General features: G+C 70.1%; 15 protein-coding genes and 1 pseudogene. 10 read left to right on the top strand and 6 right to left on the bottom strand.

Annotated elements, in window-relative coordinates:
- Positions 1 to 21 precede the first annotated feature (21 nt).
- On the bottom strand, positions 22 to 876 hold the full coding sequence (locus tag EDD30_RS13465) for a bifunctional DNA primase/polymerase (protein WP_244945594.1): 855 nt from the start codon (positions 874 to 876) through the stop codon (positions 22 to 24).
- Positions 877 to 1,026: 150 nt separating this feature from the next.
- On the opposite strand from EDD30_RS13465, the gene EDD30_RS13460 reads away from it, so the two are divergent.
- Positions 1,027 to 1,896 (top strand): AraC family transcriptional regulator, encoded by an 870-nt coding sequence (locus EDD30_RS13460; RefSeq protein WP_071808797.1) that lies wholly within the window; start codon positions 1,027 to 1,029, stop codon positions 1,894 to 1,896.
- A gap of 155 nt (positions 1,897 to 2,051) precedes the next feature.
- Here the strand turns inward: EDD30_RS13460 and EDD30_RS41460 are convergent, their stop codons facing one another.
- The gene (locus tag EDD30_RS41460) at positions 2,052 to 2,354 is read right to left on the bottom strand and encodes a DUF6334 family protein (protein ID WP_084557380.1); all 303 of its coding nucleotides are present in this window, start codon (positions 2,352 to 2,354) and stop codon (positions 2,052 to 2,054) included.
- Between EDD30_RS41460 and EDD30_RS42010 the strand changes: the two genes are divergently transcribed.
- From EDD30_RS42010 to EDD30_RS13440, 4 genes are all read left to right on the top strand, one after another.
- Positions 2,300 to 2,701, top strand: a complete 402-nt coding sequence (locus EDD30_RS42010) for a transposase (protein ID WP_071808796.1) — start codon at positions 2,300 to 2,302, stop codon at positions 2,699 to 2,701. The genes EDD30_RS41460 and EDD30_RS42010 overlap by 55 nt on opposite strands.
- Before the next feature lie 60 nt (positions 2,702 to 2,761).
- A complete protein-coding gene (locus EDD30_RS13450) occupies positions 2,762 to 3,235 on the top strand; it encodes a MarR family winged helix-turn-helix transcriptional regulator (RefSeq protein WP_071808795.1) in 474 nt (157 codons plus the stop codon).
- A gap of 495 nt (positions 3,236 to 3,730) precedes the next feature.
- Positions 3,731 to 4,375, top strand: coding sequence for an ANTAR domain-containing protein (locus EDD30_RS13445; RefSeq protein ID WP_084556377.1), 645 nt, complete (start codon positions 3,731 to 3,733; stop codon positions 4,373 to 4,375).
- On the top strand, positions 4,372 to 5,568 hold the full coding sequence (locus EDD30_RS13440) for an ANTAR domain-containing protein (protein ID WP_071805255.1): 1,197 nt from the start codon (positions 4,372 to 4,374) through the stop codon (positions 5,566 to 5,568). Before EDD30_RS13445 ends, EDD30_RS13440 begins: the two co-directional genes overlap by 4 nt.
- A gap of 62 nt (positions 5,569 to 5,630) precedes the next feature.
- Here EDD30_RS13440 and EDD30_RS41455 read toward each other — a convergent pair whose 3' ends face one another.
- Positions 5,631 to 5,753, bottom strand: coding sequence for a hypothetical protein (locus EDD30_RS41455; RefSeq protein ID WP_280526147.1), 123 nt, complete (start codon positions 5,751 to 5,753; stop codon positions 5,631 to 5,633).
- Positions 5,754 to 6,384: 631 nt separating this feature from the next.
- Between EDD30_RS41455 and EDD30_RS13430 the strand changes: the two genes are divergently transcribed.
- Entirely contained in the window at positions 6,385 to 7,629 is a 1,245-nt protein-coding gene (locus tag EDD30_RS13430) for a DUF805 domain-containing protein (RefSeq protein ID WP_071807784.1), read from the top strand.
- A gap of 14 nt (positions 7,630 to 7,643) precedes the next feature.
- On the opposite strand, the gene EDD30_RS13425 is transcribed toward EDD30_RS13430, so the two are convergent.
- Positions 7,644 to 8,678 (bottom strand): beta family protein, encoded by a 1,035-nt coding sequence (locus EDD30_RS13425; RefSeq protein ID WP_084556877.1) that lies wholly within the window; start codon positions 8,676 to 8,678, stop codon positions 7,644 to 7,646.
- 114 nt (positions 8,679 to 8,792) lie between these two features.
- On the opposite strand from EDD30_RS13425, the gene EDD30_RS13420 reads away from it, so the two are divergent.
- Both EDD30_RS13420 and EDD30_RS13415 read left to right on the top strand, forming a co-directional pair.
- Positions 8,793 to 10,190, top strand: coding sequence for an AAA family ATPase (locus tag EDD30_RS13420; protein ID WP_394328292.1), 1,398 nt, complete (start codon positions 8,793 to 8,795; stop codon positions 10,188 to 10,190).
- Between the two features lie 431 nt (positions 10,191 to 10,621).
- Positions 10,622 to 11,290, top strand: a complete 669-nt coding sequence (locus EDD30_RS13415) for a hypothetical protein (protein WP_071807785.1) — start codon at positions 10,622 to 10,624, stop codon at positions 11,288 to 11,290.
- Positions 11,291 to 11,447: 157 nt separating this feature from the next.
- Here EDD30_RS13415 and EDD30_RS42005 read toward each other — a convergent pair.
- A pseudogene (locus tag EDD30_RS42005) lies at positions 11,448 to 11,962 on the bottom strand (MmyB family transcriptional regulator).
- Positions 11,963 to 12,031: 69 nt separating this feature from the next.
- Between EDD30_RS42005 and EDD30_RS38255 the strand changes: the two are divergent.
- Positions 12,032 to 12,364, top strand: a complete 333-nt coding sequence (locus EDD30_RS38255) for a hypothetical protein (RefSeq protein WP_071807787.1) — start codon at positions 12,032 to 12,034, stop codon at positions 12,362 to 12,364.
- A 10-nt stretch (positions 12,365 to 12,374) separates the two neighbouring features.
- Entirely contained in the window at positions 12,375 to 16,592 is a 4,218-nt protein-coding gene (locus EDD30_RS13405) for an AAA domain-containing protein (RefSeq protein ID WP_123678274.1), read from the top strand.
- Here EDD30_RS13405 and EDD30_RS13400 read toward each other — a convergent pair.
- The gene (locus tag EDD30_RS13400) at positions 16,589 to 18,178 is read right to left on the bottom strand and encodes a restriction endonuclease (RefSeq protein WP_071806001.1); all 1,590 of its coding nucleotides are present in this window, start codon (positions 18,176 to 18,178) and stop codon (positions 16,589 to 16,591) included. The genes EDD30_RS13405 and EDD30_RS13400 overlap by 4 nt on opposite strands.
- Positions 18,179 to 18,401 lie beyond the last annotated feature (223 nt).

The following is an 18,401-nucleotide window of genomic DNA, read 5'->3' as shown; positions in this document are numbered from 1 at the left end:
TCGTGACAAGTCGCTGAGCGGTCACGGATGGCTGGCGAGGTTGGTCGGGGACCGGCGGCCGGCGTCCAGTCCGGACCGGATGGTGCGGATCGTCTCGTCCCGGCCGAGCCCCGCCCAGGCCCCGGCCGCCCTGAGCTCACGCGTGACCGTCGCCGCGTCCAGCATTCCGGCGCCGACGAGGCGGCCGAGTGCGAAGGCGGCCCGGTTCAGCGTGTCGTTGCGCGTGCCGACGACGGCGTACGCGACCCGGTGGGTCTCGGCCTCGAGGGCCGCGGCCGCATACCGTCCCGGATGGGCGATCATCGTCGGATCGGCGAGCGGCACGTCGCTGCCGAACGGCGGATCCGGTCCGGCGATGAGCTCCCGCAACGCTTCTGGCGCCGCCGGTGGCTCAACTCCCGGTCGCACGACCCAGTAGTAGTAGGTGCCTTTGACGTGCCGGGAGGGCGGAGCTATCACGTAGCCGCCACACCCGCGCCAGTCGACGCCCGGCAGCACACGGACGCGATTGCCGAAGTTCGCAGGACGGAACCAGAAGTGCCACCCTCCGCCGCCGGTGCGGACCTGAGGACCAGCCGGCAATTCGCCGCCGAGCAGGTGGCGCAGGGCGTGCCAGCCCTCCGGCGAGTCGACATCGGCGACGTCCATGACGATCCCGGTGTGCAGCCCGACATTCGCCTCCGGCCAGCGGGACCACCATTGCGCGATCCGATGTGGATCAATGCTGGCCTCTGTCAGCCCATGGCGCAGCCGGGGATGCTTGCCCGGCCGGTCACATCGGGGGCGACCGCACGAGCACGAGCCTCCCGGCGCGGGCCAGTGGACCGGCAGGACGGGAATCCCGTGCCGGGCATACGCGAGTGCGGCATCGAGCATCATTCGAACAAATGTACTACTGGTTCAGGCGTTGTCGCGGCGTGGGTGCGTCAGTGCTATCGCTGTTCACGGCCCATGATCGGATCGGACCGCAGCGGTCGGGCGCGGGCGGGGTGCCGGCGGCCAGGCTTGACGTCGAAGGGAGGCCTCGTGATCACGGCACTCAACCAGCTTGTCGACCTTGTCGAAGAGCACCTTGGCGAAGAGTTGGATGTCAGAGCTATCGCGAGGGCATCCGGTACGACCGAGTACCACTTGCGCCGGATGTTCTCCTCGTTGGCTGGCATGCCACTGTCGGAGTACGTGCGCCGACGCCGCATGACCATCGCCGCCGCCGACATCGTCCGCGGCGAGGATGATCTGCTCAACATCGCCGTCCGACACGGATACGGCTCGACCGAGGCGTTCGGACGTGCGTTCCGGGCGGTTCACGGCGCCAGCCTTCGTGACGTACGCCGAGACGGTGGCCCCCTTCGCACGCAACCACAGCTCAGGTTCCGCCTGACCGTCGAAGGGAGTATCCCCATGGACACCCGCATCGTCGACCGCCCCGCGTTTCGGCTCGTGGGCCACACGGCCCGGGTTCCGCTGATTCGCCAGGGCACCAACCCGCACATCCAGCAGCACATCACCACACTGCCGAAAGAGGAGAACCTGCGCCTGAAGGCCCTCGGCGACACCGACCCGAGTGGGCTGCTGCAGGTCTGCGACGACCTCGACCCCGACCGTACGGACGGCAGCGAACTGACATACATGCACGGGGTCGCCACTCGCGTGGGTACGCCGGTTCCCGACGACCTCGACACGATCGAGGTGCCGGCCGGCAGGTGGGCGGTCTTCCGCACGACCGGACGTTTTCCAGACGCTCTGCAGCAGACCTGGGCCGCGACCGTGTCCGAGTGGTTTCCCTCCAACCCGTGGCGATCTCGTCCTGGCCCGGAATTCGTGGCGATGCTCGAGCACGCCGACGACTTCAGCACCGCGACCTGCGAGTTGTGGCTGCCGGTCGAATCCACGTGACCGGGTCAAACGAATCCAGACCACATCGAGGCTCGGGCCGGCCCACCTGCCCTTGACGCATACCTGGCGTCCGCTCTCGGTTCTGTCCCTTCTAGCGTGATTGATCTTGCTTAGTGTTCGGGAGGACTCGTTCGGAGGAACTCGAAGTGTAGGCATCAGATGTCGGTGAGATCGGGCGTCGGAGAAGTCTCGCCATCCTCGATGTTGGGGAGTTTCAGTGCCGCTGTTGGTTCCTCCGCGTCGGTGACGTGGCGGAGATACAGGTGCGACGCCATGGCGAGGTACTGAAACGTCGTGGTTGAAGAGGACGGGCCGAGTTCGATCTGGAACGCATCCTCGTACTGTTGCTGGTTACGAAGCAGCCACTGCCAGTCCGATTTGCTGCCGAGGAGGTTGTCCCGCGGTGATCTGCCGGGACCGCGCGAGCTCTTATGCCGAAGGCGCCCGGACCGGAGCACCGGACGCGATCCAGGTGGCCGATCGATTCCACCTCTGGCAGAACCTCGCCACCGCGGTCGAACGCCTGGTCGCCAAACACAAAGGCCGCCTGGTCGAGCACCCCACCACTGCGACCTTCGGAGCCAAAGAAGCTTCCGAAGAGCCACAGGGCGCGATGGCGCAGCGCCGCCGGGCCCATTACGCCTTGGTCTACGAGATGCTCGCGCAAGGAGCCGGGTTCCGGCAGATCGCCAGGCATCTGGGCTGGAACGCCACATCCGCGCAGCAATGGAGCTTGTCAAGACATCCGGACGGCCGATCCGACAGCAGCCCCTACGCGGCCCGAGCCCAGTTGCAGTCCATGTGATCCGCGAAGCCTACAGTTACGTTGATCAACATCGTCCGGCCTCCATGGAGTTGATGCTGTATGAATTCCGGCGCTGTGCCCGCGACCGCTGATCCTTCCGTTGCTGACGATGCCCTTGCCGCACAGCCCATAGGTTATTGGAGTGGTGCCTTGCACAAGGCCGTCGTCAAACAGCTTCGTGACGCGATGGCCACCATCGACGTCTCGCAGCCACAGTGGTGGACTCTCACCCGTGTGGACGTTGATAACGGACTCAGTCGCGAGGACGTGGCAACGCAACTCGAAGACGTCGCGGACAGCCCGTACGAGGTACCTCGTGCCATCGATCAGCTTCTGCACCGCGGTTGGATTGCCATGGATGAAGCCCGACGGCTGTATCTGACTGACGCTGGACGGGCGGCTCAAGGCCGGATCAGGGAGCTGGTGGCAGACCTGCGAGCGCAAATCCACGAGGGCATCTCGGATGAGGAGTATGTCGCAGCGCTCAAGGTCATGCGCCGGATGATCTCGAACAGCGGATCTGCCGCTGGCTGAACGGCCCAAGGGTCACAGCGCCCGCTGGACGCAATTCCACTCGGCAGTTGAGCGCGCGTCCTCGGTAGTCACGGCTGCGGGGCCGGGCGTTCGGGGACTGTTGGCGCTGCTGGCTACGGGTGTTCTCGTGCCGAGCCCCGACGGCCGGTGACTGACTGTGGCACGTCCGCTTGTTCATGCGTGACGTGCTCGACCGGGTGTACTCCGAAGGAACTCGGTTCGCTGCGGCACGGGAGCCTAGAGTGAGGGTGAGCTGCCGTACCGGTTGGGTGCTGTCTCGGTGGGACGCTGGCGCCGGTGATGCCGGGTCTGAATTCGTGACGGTCTGCCGCGGCAGGGATCGGAGGTTTCCGATCATGGCCAGCGTCGGATTGGCAGCACTTCGCGAGGTTTTCGGGGGCGGGTGTGGTCGTGGCTAGCGCCGGTCACCGGCAGCGGGTGGCGCAGTTGGTTGCTGCGCATGGTCCGGATGTGGGCCGGTTGTGTGATGCGTGTGTGTCGGGTCTGCCGGGGGTGGACGGGGCGGGTTTGACGGTGATGGCGTCGGTGCCGGTGCAGCAGGTGCGCTATGCCAGTGACTCGATTAGTACGCGGATTGAGGAGTTGCAGGTCACGTTGGGGGAGGGGCCGTGCCAGGACGCGCATGCCGGGGGTGAGCCGGTTTTGGCTGCTGATCTGGGTGCGGTGGTGTGGCGGCAGCGGTGGCCGGTGTTCACGCCGGGGGCGTTGGGTGCGGGGGCGGCGGCGTTGTTTGCGTTGCCGTTGCGGGTGGGTGTGGTGCGGTTGGGTGTGCTTGATCTGTATCGGTTGCGTCCGGGTGTGTTGGCGGGTGAGCAGTTGGCGGAGGCGTTGGCGTTTGCTGATGCGGCGTTGGAGTTGTTGCTGGCTGAGCAGATGCCGGGCGCGGCGGTGGCGGGTAGTGAGCAGTTGTTCACGCATCGGGCGGTGGTGCATCAGGCCACTGGGATGATCAGCGGTCAGTTGGGGATTCCGATGGCGCAGGCGTTTCTGCGGTTACGGGCGCGTGCGTATGCCGGTGAGCAGGGTTTGGAAGAGCTTGCGGGTGAGGTGGTGGCGCGGCGGTTGCGGTTCGATGAGCCGGACGGTTCGGCTGCCGGTGCGCCGGATTCGTCTCGATGAGCACGGTGCCGTGGGAGGTGGTTGTGAGTAGGCGGGAGCAGGCGGTCGCGCAGGCGTTCGTCGAGTTGTCGGACACGTTGGTGGGCGACTTCGATGTGGTGGAGTTCCTGCATACGCTCGCGGGTCGGTGTGTCGAGCTGGTCGGGGTGCAGGCGGCCGGGGTGATGCTCGCCGATCAGCGGGGTGGGTTGCGGGTGTTGGCGTCGTCGTCGGAGCAGGCTCGCCTGCTGGAGTTGTTCGAGGTGGAGGCCGATGAGGGCCCGTGTGTCGACTGCTATGCCAGTGGTGAGCCGGTCGCTGATCTGGATCTCGACATTGCGGGTTCACGCTGGCGGGGTTTCGCCGTTCGGGCGTTCGGGGCCGGGTTCCGGTCGGTGCATGCGGTGCCGGTGCAGCTGCGGGAGCAGACCATCGGGGTGCTCAATCTGTTCGCGGTCACTCCCGGGGTGTTGTCGGAGGGGGATGCGGGTACCGCGCGGGCGTTGGCGAACACCATCGCTCTCGCGTTGGTGCAGCACCATGCCGTGGCGTACCGGCAGGTGTTGGCCGAGCAGTTGCAGCACACGATGACCAGTCGGGTGGTGGTGGAACAGGCCAAGGGTCTGCTCGCCGAGTTGCTCGATCTGGATTTGGCGCAGGCGTTCGCCGAGTTGCGTCGCCTGGCTCGGCGTACCGGGCGGCGGCTCAGTGACGTCGCCGCCGACATCGCTACCGGCGATTTTGCTTCGGTTGCGCCGGAACCCGAGACCGGCCGCAGCCGGGTCCTGTTGATCCGGCGTATCTATCCCCGCAACGGGACGCGGACGCTGCGTGCGGAGATCCGTAGTGCCGCCGCCCGGCACGGTCTGGCAGCCTCGCAGCAGGCCGCGTTCACCCTGGCCGTGCACGAGGCCGTCGTGAACACCCTCGAGCACGGCGGTGGTAGCGGGCGGCTCATCATGTGGCGCTACCACGGCAGTCTCTACGCCGAGATCAGCGATCACGGCCCGGGTCTGCCCCAGGACTACCAGATACGCGCCGGTGCGCCCTCCACCGGCCCAGGCACCGGCCGGGGCCTCTGGGTGATCAACCGGATCTGCACCAGCCTGGACATCGACACCGGCCCCACCGGCACCCACCTCATGCTGCGCTACGCCCTGAACAGCCCACCACCAGAAGCACTCGGCCCTCCCCCACAACGCATCCAGGACTGACCAGACCCACCCCAACCGCCGCCTGCCGCGTCGAGCGCAGACACCCACCCGTCATGCCCTCCTCATGCAGACGGCTCCCACGTATCGAAGTCCAGGCTGCCGGACAGGGTCACCACCCGCACGCCGTCTCTCACCAGCGCTGCGGAAATCTGGAAGTCAGCTTCGCGGTCGAAAGACGTCGACATCGCTTCCCTCACCTCGGGCGCCTGATGGCTTCACCGGGCGAAGTCACCGCTGCCAACCAGAGGGGCGTCGGACGCAGCACGAGATCAACTGAGAAGGTGGCCGACCAACCGTCGCAACCCTTCCCAGCGGGCGAGGTCAGCGTCGTACCGGCTGGCCGACTAACTGTCAGCATTCGCGATTGCCTCGGCCTGAACAGACCGCATCGGTGCGATCAACGATCGGAAGCGGCCGGTGATCAGGTATTCGACTCCCGCGCGATCCTGGTGCACTCGCGCGAATAGAATCGCCTGGTCACGCTGCCGTAGCAGGAGGCGGCCGTCCACTGCTACGTGGACCGCAAGTCCGGGTCGGGCGCGACCGTCGACCTCGAGCGCCAGGACCGACACGCCGTCATTCGCGCGCCCCACGTCACCTGTCCTGTGCATCAGCCGATCGTAGGCGGCCGCCGCCGCGGCACCGGTCTGGCGAGACGAGCGCCGGCACGGTCGAGGAACGCGTCCCCCACTTGACGTTGCCTTCGACGGCGCCGGAGCTGGAGGGCAGGCCGGCTCGCGAAAGTTGTCTCGCCCACGATGACAGACGTCGACCGGCCTTCACGTCGTAGCCTGATGGACCCGTCGAGGAGTCTGGATGAAGTGGTACCTGTCAGCGCTGCGTAACTATGCAAACGTCAACGGCCGCGCGGGTCGCGCCGAGTACTGGTGGTTCCGCCTGGTCGATGCCCTGATCAGCGCCGCCCTTCTGGGCCTGGCCATCGTGGTGAGCCGGCTGGCGCACGACGGTGCGCCCGCCATCGGCGTTGCCCTCACCGCGGTGTTCTTCCTGTACGCGCTGGTCATGGTGCTTCCCAACTGGGCCGCGAGCGTACGGCGTCTGCACGACACCGACCGTTCCGGAGCGACCCTGCTCTTCGGCCTGATTCCGCTGGTCGGCGGCATCGTGTTGCTGGTCCTGCTCAGTTCGAGCGGCACCCGGGGCCCCAACCGGTACGGTCCGGACTCGACGATGCCGCCGGACGCGTACCAGCCGGGCTCCGCCACGCTGCCGCCCGGCGCCGTGCCGGCCGCCGCGACGTTCGGCTCGGGCCCGCCCGGTCCGGCCCATCCCGCTCAGCCCTACCCGTACCCGCAGGCGCAGCCCTTCATCCAGTCCAAGCCGAAGTTCCTGGCGCGGCTGATCCTCGTGCCGGTGCTGCTGCTCGCCGCGTGCATGTTCGGTGGCCCCGCCGTGATCGACCTGGCGCGCGGCCCCTCCGACGACGGGCAGCCGACGACCTCGGGCAACGCATCCACTCCGCGTGTCGAAGCGTCCGCCGTCGCCCGTGACGGCGCGGCGAAGGTGCACGGTGTCGCCACCGCGGGTTCGCGCCGTAGCGCCTACCCGGTCCGGCAGATCGCCGATCTCACGCGGGTCTGTGACGGCTGGTACTACCCGAAGGCCCCGCGGTACACCGGCCTCGCCCCGCATCCGATCGTCACGGCGTCCCGCAACCGACTGCTCAACGACGCGTGGGAGGTGTCGGAGAACTTCGAGGCGCCGGACGTCGCTTGGCCGCCCGCCAAGGACGCGTGGCGGCCCAGCGATCCGACGAAGGTGCGGGTCGTGGCGTGCGCGGACCGGGTCGCGACCCGGTCCAAGGTGCGCACCTGTCACGTCGACTCGAAGCCGCCGGCCGACGTGACCATGAAACAGGCCGTCTTCAGGGTCACGTTGTACGAGGTGGCCACCCGGAACAAGCTCATGCAGACCCGGATGACCGGCGACAACGAGGACTGCGGGCCCATTTTCATCCTCGTCGACCAGCACGATCAGACGTACACCTCGATCTCGGACCGGCAGATGTGGGAGACGCTCAGGCGATACGTCGAGCATTGAGAAGGCCCGGGACGTCAGAGGCGGGTCAGATGGGCCAGGACGTGGGCGATGTGGTGCGACGTGCTCCACGCCATCCAGCTTGCCGGGCTTCCGCCGCCGCGGGCGCTCCGGGCGCGGCGGGCGATCTCCGCGTCGCCCCAGGAGAAGCGGGCTCCGGCCGCCGGCCAGTGCGGTGATTGGACCAGGGTGCGGCACAGATCGTGGCAGCGGTCGTCACTGCGGCCGCCGCGCCTGGCCCAGCGGTAGATCCACCAGTCACGCTCCGCTGTGTAGCGCAGCGTGGGGAGCTGGCGGTGGTTGATGCCGTTGCGGCGTACGGGCGACGTCACTCCGTAGTCCGCATAGCCGACGCCCGGCTCGCACAGCCGGGCCCACATCCGGGCGTCGAGGCGGCCGACCGTGACCGGTTCGTCGGTCGGCAGGTCGTCCAGATTGGGCGGCATCGCGCCGGCCGCGACGGTGACCGATCGCCACGGTGTCGCCCGGGCCCAGCGCAGCACGTGGCGGGCCCGGTCCTCGAAGCGGTCGGCGTGCGCGGCGCAGGCCGTCTCGGCGAGGTCGATGAGCAGGTCGACGCGCTCCGCCTCGAGTCCCGCCCCGGCCAGCATCCGGTCGGTGGTCGCGGTCGCCTCGGCCGCGTTGCGCGCGTCGATGTGCGGCTGAAGCCGCAAGACCGCCCGCATCAGGTGCATGCGAGCGGCCAGGCCGTTCTCGATCAGGCGGCGACGGCTGTCGTACGCCCGGAGCACCGGAAGCATCGCCACCCCGAGCGCCGCCAGGGCTTCGGCGAGGTCGAGTGGCGGCGAGACGTGCCGGTCCGCGGAGTCCGGCACGGCGCCGAGATCCACGGCGATCGCGCCGGTCCGGGGCGGAAGCTGGCGGACTAGGGGGAGCAGCCTTTCCGAGGGTGCGGCCTCGATGATGGGGGTGACCCGGCGGGCGGCGGCCGCGTCGAGGTGGTGCAGGGCGGCGAGTTCGCCGCGGCGAGGACGCAGGATCGGGCGGTACACACCGTCGTCCGCAGCCTCGGGCCCCGTGAATACGGTCATTCACTCAAAGTAGCGGTATCTCGCGCGCCCGGGCCGTTGCACGATCCGTTCCTCACTTCAGGTGAAGTTTGCGCCTGGCGGATTGTGTCGGATCCCGGCGATACGGTGGTCGCCGTGACCGCGACATCACCGCTGGAGAGTCCCGCTGCCGAGGCGGCCCGGGTCGTCGACGCCGTGCTGCACGACCTCGCCACCTCGCCGCATCGGGGTGTCGTCGTCGACTCGCCACCCGGCGCGGGCAAGAGCACCCTGGTGGTCAAGGCGGCCGGCGTGCTCGCCGCGACGGGCACGCCGCTGATGATCGTGGCTCAGACCAACGAGCAGGTGGACGACCTCATCGCCCGTCTCGGGGTCGCGTCGCCGGAGCTGGGCGTGGGCCGGCTGTCGGCGGTCGACTACGCCGCGACCGAGCGGGTCCGAGCGCATCCGTCGTGCCGGGTCGCTCCCAAGGTCGCCGATCTCGGCGGGCCTCCGGTGGTCATCGGCACCGCCGCGAAGTGGGCGACGATCACCGAGGGCACCTGGCCTTGGGCCATCGTCGACGAGGCCTATCAAATGCGTTCCGACGCGCTGCTCCGCGTGGCCTCCCGCTTCGAGCGCGCGCTGTTCGTGGGCGATCCCGGGCAGCTCGACCCCTTCTCCACGGTGGAGGTCGACCGCTGGACCGGCCTGTCCTGGGACCCGATGCAGAGCGCCGTGGCCGTCCTGCTGCGGCACAACCCCGAGCTGCCGGTGCATCGCCTCCCCGTCTCGTGGCGCCTCCCCGCATCGGCGGCGCCCGTGGTCGCGGAGGCGTTCTATCCCTTCACCGGTTTCCGCGCCGGCACCGCAGCGAACGACCGGCTCCTGACCTTCACCGACCCGAAGCGACCGGGATTCGGCTCGGCGCGACTCGGGCCCGGCTCGGCGACACCGGGATTCGGCCCGGCGTCGACGGCGTGGCAGGGCGGCTCGGCGGCGGAGATCGACGACGTGCTCGATGCGGCGGCGGCGACGGGATGGGGTCTGCACGAGCTTCCGGCGCGTTTCACCGTGCGCACGGACGCCGAGGCGGCCGCGGCCTGCGCCGCGCTGGCGGCCCGCGCCCTCTTCCGTGGCGGCGTCACCGTCTCGGAGGCGGGGACGAGTCCGCTCACCGCGGAGCGCATCGCCATCGGGGCGGCGCACCGCGATCAGGTCGCCGCCATCCGTTCCTTTCTGCCACCGGAGGCCGCCGGCATCACCGTCGACACGGCGAACCGGCTGCAAGGCCGCGAGTATGACCTGACCGTGGTGCTCCATCCGCTCTCGGGCCGCCAGGACGCCACCGCCTTCCACCTGGAGTCGGGACGGCTGTGTGTGCTCACTTCCCGGCACCGGCACGCCTGCGTGGTGGTGGCGCGGGCCGGCATCGCCGAACTGCTGGACGCGCACCCGTCCACCGAGCCGGTGCACCTGGGGGTGCCGGTGAAGTTTCCGGACGGATGGGAAGCGAACCAGGCGATGCTTGCTCATCTCGCGCGTTGCCGGTGAAGTCCGGCTGGCGGGGAGGCGAATCAGACGACGCGTGCCCGCCCGGAGCCGGGTCGATGGTGGCCAGGATGCGGCGTGCCTCGCGGACTGCCGGTGAAAAATTCGCGGTGCGGGACGGGCCGTCTTTGATCACCGTCCGTTGATGTTCGCATCGCCGCAATGCGCTCGAAATATGGGCCGGGTTAACTGTCAAATCGAGGACTGATCCACGAGCCGACATGCAACTTGCACGAGCGGTTCGCCGTGCAAGTTGCATGTTCGCGGGTCGCGGACCTGCTGCTCCGGTGATGCCGTAACAGATTGACCATCTCGTAATGCTTCATTCACCATCGTTTTTGAGATGTCGGTGGAATGCCCTTCCTCTCGATCTTCGGAGGTGGAACTCTTCTAGCGAGACGTAGCGCCAGCGACACGGACGGTGGTGGTACCGAATGCGTCCAGACGTTCTTGTCGGTCCCAGCGAGTGGGTGGTCGAGCAGTTCGGTGACAAGGTCGCCGCCGAGCTCTGGACCCGGGTGCCCGAGGCTTTCAGCACGGCCATCGACCGTGAGGTCAACGCGCACCCCTCGACGACGCAGACCACAGAACGAGTCCTTGCCAACCCGCGTTGGCCCCTGCCGTACGAGGAGCTCGTCCTCTTCCTCGGCACGCTGCCCGGCGCTGAGATCATCAGCGTCCCCAAGTCGGTCTATCAGCTCGTGGTCATCAACGGGCATGTCGTCGTTCCATGGTGTTACGGCCAGTCCGCCCGTGACTCCATGCGCGACGCCCAGGTCGGCCGCTCGTTCGGCCGGCTCGCCCGCGAGCTGCTGCGCCGCTTCGGCCCGCCGTGGCGCCGTTCGCAGGCCGAGGCTCCCCTGCCGCTCGACGCCGTCGACGAGCGCGAGGTGGCCAAGATCTGCGCCGCGATCGCCCGGATCGTGCCCACCCCGGAGGTGGTGATCGCCGGCTTCGCCGGCGCGCCGAATCTGGGCCTCCTGCGTGCCTGTCTCGGCGAGCTCAAGTCCACCGACAACGGCGCGCTGCACTGGAGCCACGTCGACGACCTGCCGCTCCCGCCGCCGGTGATCCCGCGGCCCCGCCGCATGCAGTTCCCCTGACCAGCATCTCCGCCACTGCTCGGGCGCCCGCCGGACCAGGTCCTGGCGGGCGCCGGCCGTTGTGGGGTCGAGCGCCGGAGAGGGCGTCGGTCGTTGCTGGGTCGAGCGCCGGAGAGGGCGTCGGTCGTTGTGGAGTCGAGCGCCGAAGACCACGCCGTCAGAGACGTGCCGACCGGCCGGTCGCGCCGGGTGAGCCCAGGAGCGCCAGCTTCTGGGCGCTCGCGCTGCCCGGCGCCGCCGCGGAGACGACGAGCTCCTGGCCCGGCGCGCCGCGTACCTCGAAGGCCTGGAAGTCGAGCCCGATGACGCCGACCGCGCGGTGCTGAACCGCTTGGCCTCGCGCGTCTTGCCGCGCACCTCGTGCCCGGCCCAGAGCCGGGCGAACAGGGCGCTGGCTCCGGCCAGCTCGCCGACCAACTCGGCCACCCGCGCGTCGAGGGAGTCGTCGGCCTGGGCGATCCGCAGGTTCGCCACGCAGGACTGGGCGGCCCGTTCGTAATCGACGAAGAATTCGCGGCCGACCGGGTCGATGAAGGTCATCCGGGCCAGGTTGTCGATGCTGCCGAAGTCGCGGTAGAGCGCCGACGCGAGCTCGTTGAGCGCCAGTACGTCCAACGTCCGGCCGATGACCACCGCCGCCGTGTGCGGCCATGCTGCGAGCAGTCGGAGCATCTCCGGGCTGACCTGCCGTGGCGGCCTGCTGCGCAGCAGCGGAGGCTGCACCCCGGCGAGGCGGAACAGGTGGGCGCGGGCGTCCTCCTCCAGGTCGAGCGCTCGGGCCAGTGCGTCGAGGAGGACATGTACCCCGGCACCCGGCTGGCGGCGCTCACCGCGATCGACAGCGGCATCACCTGCATGCTCGCCGTGGCCCTGGCACCGACCTCCGACGCCCAGATCGTCCTGGAGACGGCGATCCCGGCCGTGAACGAGGCGCTGGCCGTGGGCGTACGTCCGGGTCTGAGCATCGACGTCGACCTCGCCGCTCTCCGCGCCGAGGTCGAGGAATCGCGCGCGCACATCCTGCGGTCCGCGTCCGGAATCGACACCGCACGGGCGGCGGCAGCCGTCGGATAGTCTGCGAAGAATGCCCGAGCCAGAGTCGCCCACCGTCATTCGGGACCGGGCCGTCTCCGTCGCCGACTACCTGCTCGGCGTGCGGGCGCACATGGAGCGCCCGGCGCGCACCGTGCCCGCGGAGGCGTGGTGGCTCGAGGCGTTGCCGGCGCATCCCGCGTGTGGCATCGGCCCGGCCGCGGACGGTACGACGTGGTTGCGCGTGGGTCTGCCCGACCTGCCGGGCCCGCCACCGGTCCCGGCCGAGCTGCGCCGCCGGCTCACCGACGTCACCCCCGCCGCAGAGCCGGCACTGGCCGACGGGCCGGCGGTGAAGGAGTCCGGCGACCCGGCGACAGGGCCGACCGACGACGGCGGGTTCGCGGCCTGGCGTGACGAGGTGTGGCGGCCGTGGTCGCTGCTCAGCCGCGGCGCGGAGCAGACCCGCACGCTCCACCGCCGGCTCTTCGACCTCATGCACCAGGTCGACATGGCCGCGGCCACCACCGAGCTGGTGTGGGGCCACGGCATCCTCGAGACGGTCGTCGACGGCCAGCGGGTGCGCTACCCGCTGGTCGCGACGCCGGTCGTCGTCGAGTACGCACCGGACCGCTCGCTGATCACCGTGTCCCCGCAGGGGCCTTCCCGGCTGCAGACCGACGCCCTCGCCGGCCTCGACGAGCGCTACCTCGCCCAGCTCATCGCGTTGGCCGGGCCCGCCGGGACCGTCGAGGCCGACCTCTGGGACGACCTCGAGCGGCGCGAGCTGTTCGAGCGGGCGCTCGGCCGGCTCGGGTACGACCGCATCGTCGTGCCGTCGGGAGACACCACCGCCGGGCCGCGCATCGTGGATACGGGGGTGTTGTTCGCACGGCCGAAACAGCGGTTGCTGCGGGGCTTCCTGGAGAATCTGCGCGACCGGCTGCTCGCCGGCGACACTGCGAGCATCGGTGCGCTCGCCGCGATCGTCGCGCACGAGCCGAGCCGGTTGCACATGCCCGACGACCGGCCGGAGCAGTGGCGGCGGGTGGGCGAGCGACTGCTCATGCCGTTGCCGACGAACGAGGCGCAGGAGTCGATCGCCCGGCGGCTCGCGCTACACCGCAACGTCGCGGTGCAGGGGCCGCCCGGCACCGGCAAGACCCACACCATCCGCAACCTGATCTGCCATCTCATGGCCAACGGCAAGCGCGTCCTGGTGGTCGCGCAGAAGGAGGACCCGCTGCGGGTGCTCCGCGACGGGCTGCCCGAGGAGGTGCGCTCGCTGTGCCTGGCCGTCCTCGGGCGTACGACCGATCAGTTGGTGCAGTTGCAGCTCGCCGCGCGCGAGCTGTCCGACCGGGCCGCCACTCTGGACAAGTCCGCCGAGGCCGCGCGGGTCGAGCGGCTCACCGGCCGGCTCGAGGAGGCCGAGCGGGAGCTCGCCCGGGCGCTGGGCGGGCTGCGGGCGATCGCGGAGAGCGAGGCTGCCACCTACCGGATCGACGACGTCGACCTCTCGCCTGTCGACGTGGGCGCGTGGCTGCGGGAGCGGGCCGCGACGCACGGCGGCATCCCGGACGCCGTCGATCCGTACGCGCCGCCGCCGCTGGCCGCGGACGAGTTCGCCGTCCTGCTGGAGCTGGCCGCCATGTCGCCGGCGGACCGGGCCGCGGCGCTGCGGGACCTGCCCGAGGTCGCGGATCTGCCCGACGCGGCCCGGGCGAAACAGGACCGGGCCGACCGGGCGGCGGCCGCCGAGCGGGTGGCACGCTTGGAGATGGCCGGGGTCGACCCGGATTCAGTACGGGCACACGGCTCGAAAGCCCTGGCTGACCTGCTCGACGGACTCCGGGACGCGGTGGCGTGGCTGCACCGGCGCGAGGGCACCTGGACGGACCGGCTGGGCCGGCTGCTCGCCGATCCGCACTGGGCCACCGTGTGGTCCGATCACGTGGCCGCCACCGAGGAGCTCCAGCGATCCCTCGCCGACCTGACCCGCCGCCTCTCGGGCCACCGGATCGCCGTGCCGCCGCCGCTGGCCGCCGAGCCGAAACGTCTCCTTGCCACGCTCGCCGAGGTGCGTGAGCGATTCGCGGCCGGCAAGGGCCTCCACCGCCTGCTCCAGGCATCGCTGTGGAAGGTCGCCGACGAGGTCCGTGTCGACGGCGAGCCGCTGCGCGCCGTCGACGACGTCGACCTCGCCATGGCGTGGATGCGGCGGGCGCAGGCGCAGCGGCGGCTGGGCGAGCACTGGACGGAGTGGATCCAGCGCCTGGCGATCCCGCCCCCCGAGGGTGATCCCGAGGTGTGGGCGGGTGGGCTGCTGGCCGAGGCCGTGCAGTCGCTGAGCTGGGATGCCCGGCACTGGCCGGAGATTTCCGTGCGGCTTGCTGCGCTCGTACCCCAGGAGGAGCTGGATCTCGACGCGGCCCGGCTGGCGGAGGTCGCCACGCTGCTGGACGACAGTCCGGTGATCTTCGAGCTCGACCGGTGGGACTCCGCCGACCGGAAGGTGGCCGACGGTCTGGCGCCGTGGCCGCGGTTGGCTGCGGCTTGGCGCACCCTGGAGGACTGGGACGAGCAGGTGGCGGAGGTCGAGCGGCTGAGGAGCCTGCGGCCGCACGTCTGCCGCTACATCGCGCTGCGGGACCGGCTGGCGGAGGCGGCGCCCGAGTGGGCCGCGCAGGTCGAGGACGGTGCCGTGCCGGCGGTTTCCGGGGCGGCCTGTGTCCAGGCGTGGCGGTGGCGGCAGGCACAGACGTGGTTCGACCAGGTGGTCGGCAGCGTGGATCCGGCGGTCCTGAACCGCCGGGTGGAGCAGGGCCGGGAGAAGATCCGCAAGCTCACCGGCGAGCTCGTCGTCGCCTCGGCGTGGCTCGAGGTCGCTCGGGCCCTCGACGACCGGCGGCGTGCCGCCCTCGCCGACTGGACGACCGCGCTGCGCAAGATCGGCAAGGGCACCGGGCGCAGCGCCGCCGCCTGGCAGGCGCACGCCCAGCGGGCCATGGCGTCCGCGGTGGAGGCCGTGCCGGTCTGGGTCATGTCGGTGGACCGCGCGATCGAGCAGTTCGCCGGCGGCGCCCGCTTCGATGTCGTGATCGTCGACGAGGCGTCGCAGGCGGACCTGTTCGCCCTTCCGGTGCTGTCGCTCGCCGAGCGGGCCGTCGTGGTCGGCGACGACCAGCAGATCGGTCCGCAGCTCGGCTTCGTCGGGTCGGTCGCCGGTCTCATCCACACCCACCTCGGCGATGTGCCGTCGGCGGAGCACTTCGACCCCGAGTCGTCGCTCTACGACCACGCCGTGCGGCGCTCGCCCGAGCGGATCCTGCTCACCGAGCACTTCCGGTGCGTGCCGCAGATCATCGAGTTCTCGTCGCGCCACTACTACGACGGCAAGATCCAGCCGCTGCGGGCGGACCGTTCGGCCCTCGACCCGGTCCAGGCCGTTTTCGTGGCCGACGGCGTACGCGGGCCGCTGGAGTCCTTCGGCGACGTCAACCTGGCCGAGGCGGAGGCGCTGGTCGGCCGGGTCGCGCAGATCGTGGCGGACCGGGCGTACCGGGGCCGGTCGATCGGGGTGATCAGCCTGCTGAGCAGCAGTGGGCAGGCGTCCTATCTGCTGTCCCGGCTCCGGGAGACCATCGGCGAGGACGAGATGGAGGCACGCCGGCTGCGCGTCGGCGACGCGTACGCCTTCCAGGGCGACGAGCGTGACGTCGTGCTGGTGTCCATGGTGGTCTCGGACAACGACGGCCGGCCGGCCGCCTTCACCAAGCGCGACTATCACCGCCGGATCAACGTCGCGGCCTCCCGCGCCCGCGACCAGCTCTGGATCTTCCATTCCGTACGCCCGTCGTCCCTGCTCGCCGACGACGCCCGCGCGCTGCTGCTGCACTACGCGCTGAACCTGACCGCCTCCGGCGCGCAGGCCGACGCGGAGCAGCGCTGCGAGAACGACTTCGAACGCGCGGTGCTGCGCCATCTCGTGGCCCGGGGCCACCGGCCGACGCCACAGTTCCGGATCGGCGGTTACCGCATCGACTTCGTCCTCGATGCGCCCGATGGACGCCGATTGGCGGTCGAGTGTGACGGGGACTCGTACCACGGTCCGGAGCGGTGGGCGAGCGACATGCGGCGGCAGGCGGTGCTGGAGCGGGTGGGCAACTGCGTGTTCGTCCGGATCCGAGGAAGCATCTTCGCGCGCGAGCCGGACGCGGCGCTGCGCCCGCTGTGGCAGCGGATCGAGGAGCTGGGCATCACCGCCTAAGCGGGCTCTTCCTTCTCGATGCGAGCCTTGACTCCGGAATGCTCGGCCAGCAGGTTCAGCAGGGCCGGACCGTCGAGCAGTTCCAGAGGACGGCCCGCCACCGCCTCGTGTGCCTCGGGCTCGTAGCCATCCGTCGCCACGAGGATGCCCTTGGTGGCGCCACTCTCGGCGACCGTGGTGGCCAGGGCGGCCGCCGTGCCGGCCGGGACCACCCGTCCGCGGACGGCGTGGATCACCACCTGGCCGCCGAAGACGGGCCGGGGATCGACCGCCTGCCAGCGGCCGTCCGACGCGGCGCCCATCGCCAGGCCCATGTTGCTGAACAGGTCGGTGAGCGTCTGCTCCCATTCCGCCGCCGGCATGGTGGCCAGGTTGGGGCGGTGGTCGATGTCGGCCAGGACGTTGAACTCCTCGGTGAAGTCCTTGTCCGCCTCGCAGTCGAAGTCGATCACCGGGGTCACATCGTCAAGCTGGTCGGGTGCGTCCGAGAGGCCGGCCTGCAGATGTTTGAGGCAGGCGACCGGGTCGACGCGGCGCAGCTTGATCGCGGCGAAGGTGTCCCGGTCGGTGTACAGCGAGACCAGGCAGGGCCGCACGAAACGGCCGGTACGCCGGTCGATCGTGTCGACGATGCCGTTGAACAGCACCTTCGCCACCAGGCCGCCACGGTCCGCCTCGATGATCTCGTGGACCGTGCGCAGGGCGACCATCGAGATGATCTCCGTGTAGCGGCGGCGGACCTCGGACTCGTCGCGGGGCACGGCCGTGAGGTCGTCGCGGACCCGGTCGTAGCGGTATTCCTTCACCACCGGGACCACCTCGACCGGAGGCAGGTGGTACTCGACGAGCAGGTGCTGCTGCTTGGGCAGGTACGCAAGCCGGAAGTGCTGAGGGAAGTCGTCCGGATACACGGAGTTGCCGAGCACCATGGCGAAGTACTCCACCACCGAGGCCGGATCCGCGTTCGCCACCGCCGTCGCGAACCGGTCCACCTCGGCGTTGTACGCGGTCAGTCTCGCCTCGTAGCGGCGGCGGTTCTCCTCGTACTGCGCGCGGCGGGCCGCCAGTTGGCGCTCGCGGCGCCGCTCGCCCTCCGCCCACTGCGCCTGGGCCTGCTCGAAGGCGCGCTTCGCCTGCTGGAGCTGCTGCTGGTGGGCCCGCTCGCCGCCGAGGAGCTTGCCGACGCCGCGCGGTGCCGGCGGGGCGAAGCTCTGCCATGACGGCTCGGGTGTGGCCCGGCCCAGCGGCCCGGGGTCGAACGGCGGCGCGGCGACCGGCTTCTTGAACCGGTCGAGGTCGATGTGGTCGTCGACATCCAGTGTGGACAGAAGCAGGGAGTCGAGGTCGCTGAGGCGGGCGCGGAGGTCGGCGTTGGCGGCGGCGGCATCGGCCGTACGCGCCTCGGCGTACAACCGGCGGTGCTCGCGCTGCCGTTCCGCGTCGGCGGCGGCACGTTGTGCCGCGGCTATCGCCAGATCCGCGTTGCGCCGGATCAGCTGGCGCTGCTGGGCCGCGGCCGTGCCGGCCCGAAGTTCCGCGGCCGCCTGGGTCGCGTGCGCCCGCTGCATGTCCCGAATGATGCCCATGCGTCGTCGTCCTCGCTCACGTGTCCGAAGGGCCACCATATCCACCGGCTCGTGATCTCGTTACGGCGAGCACCGTTGTGGACGCGGTCCGTGCATGTTGATCGCGGTCGACGGGTAGGGGGGTCGCGCATGGTTCCACAGTCAGCACTGGCAGTAACTGTCCGTCATGGAATTCGTACGCTCCGGACGGCCGCGAGGCGCGGAAGACGCGTCAGCCGATCGG

The organism is Couchioplanes caeruleus (genome assembly GCF_003751945.1).
GTDB classification, from domain to species: Bacteria; Actinomycetota; Actinomycetes; order Mycobacteriales; family Micromonosporaceae; genus Actinoplanes; species Actinoplanes caeruleus.
This window is presented reverse-complemented; position numbering and strand designations above follow the sequence as displayed.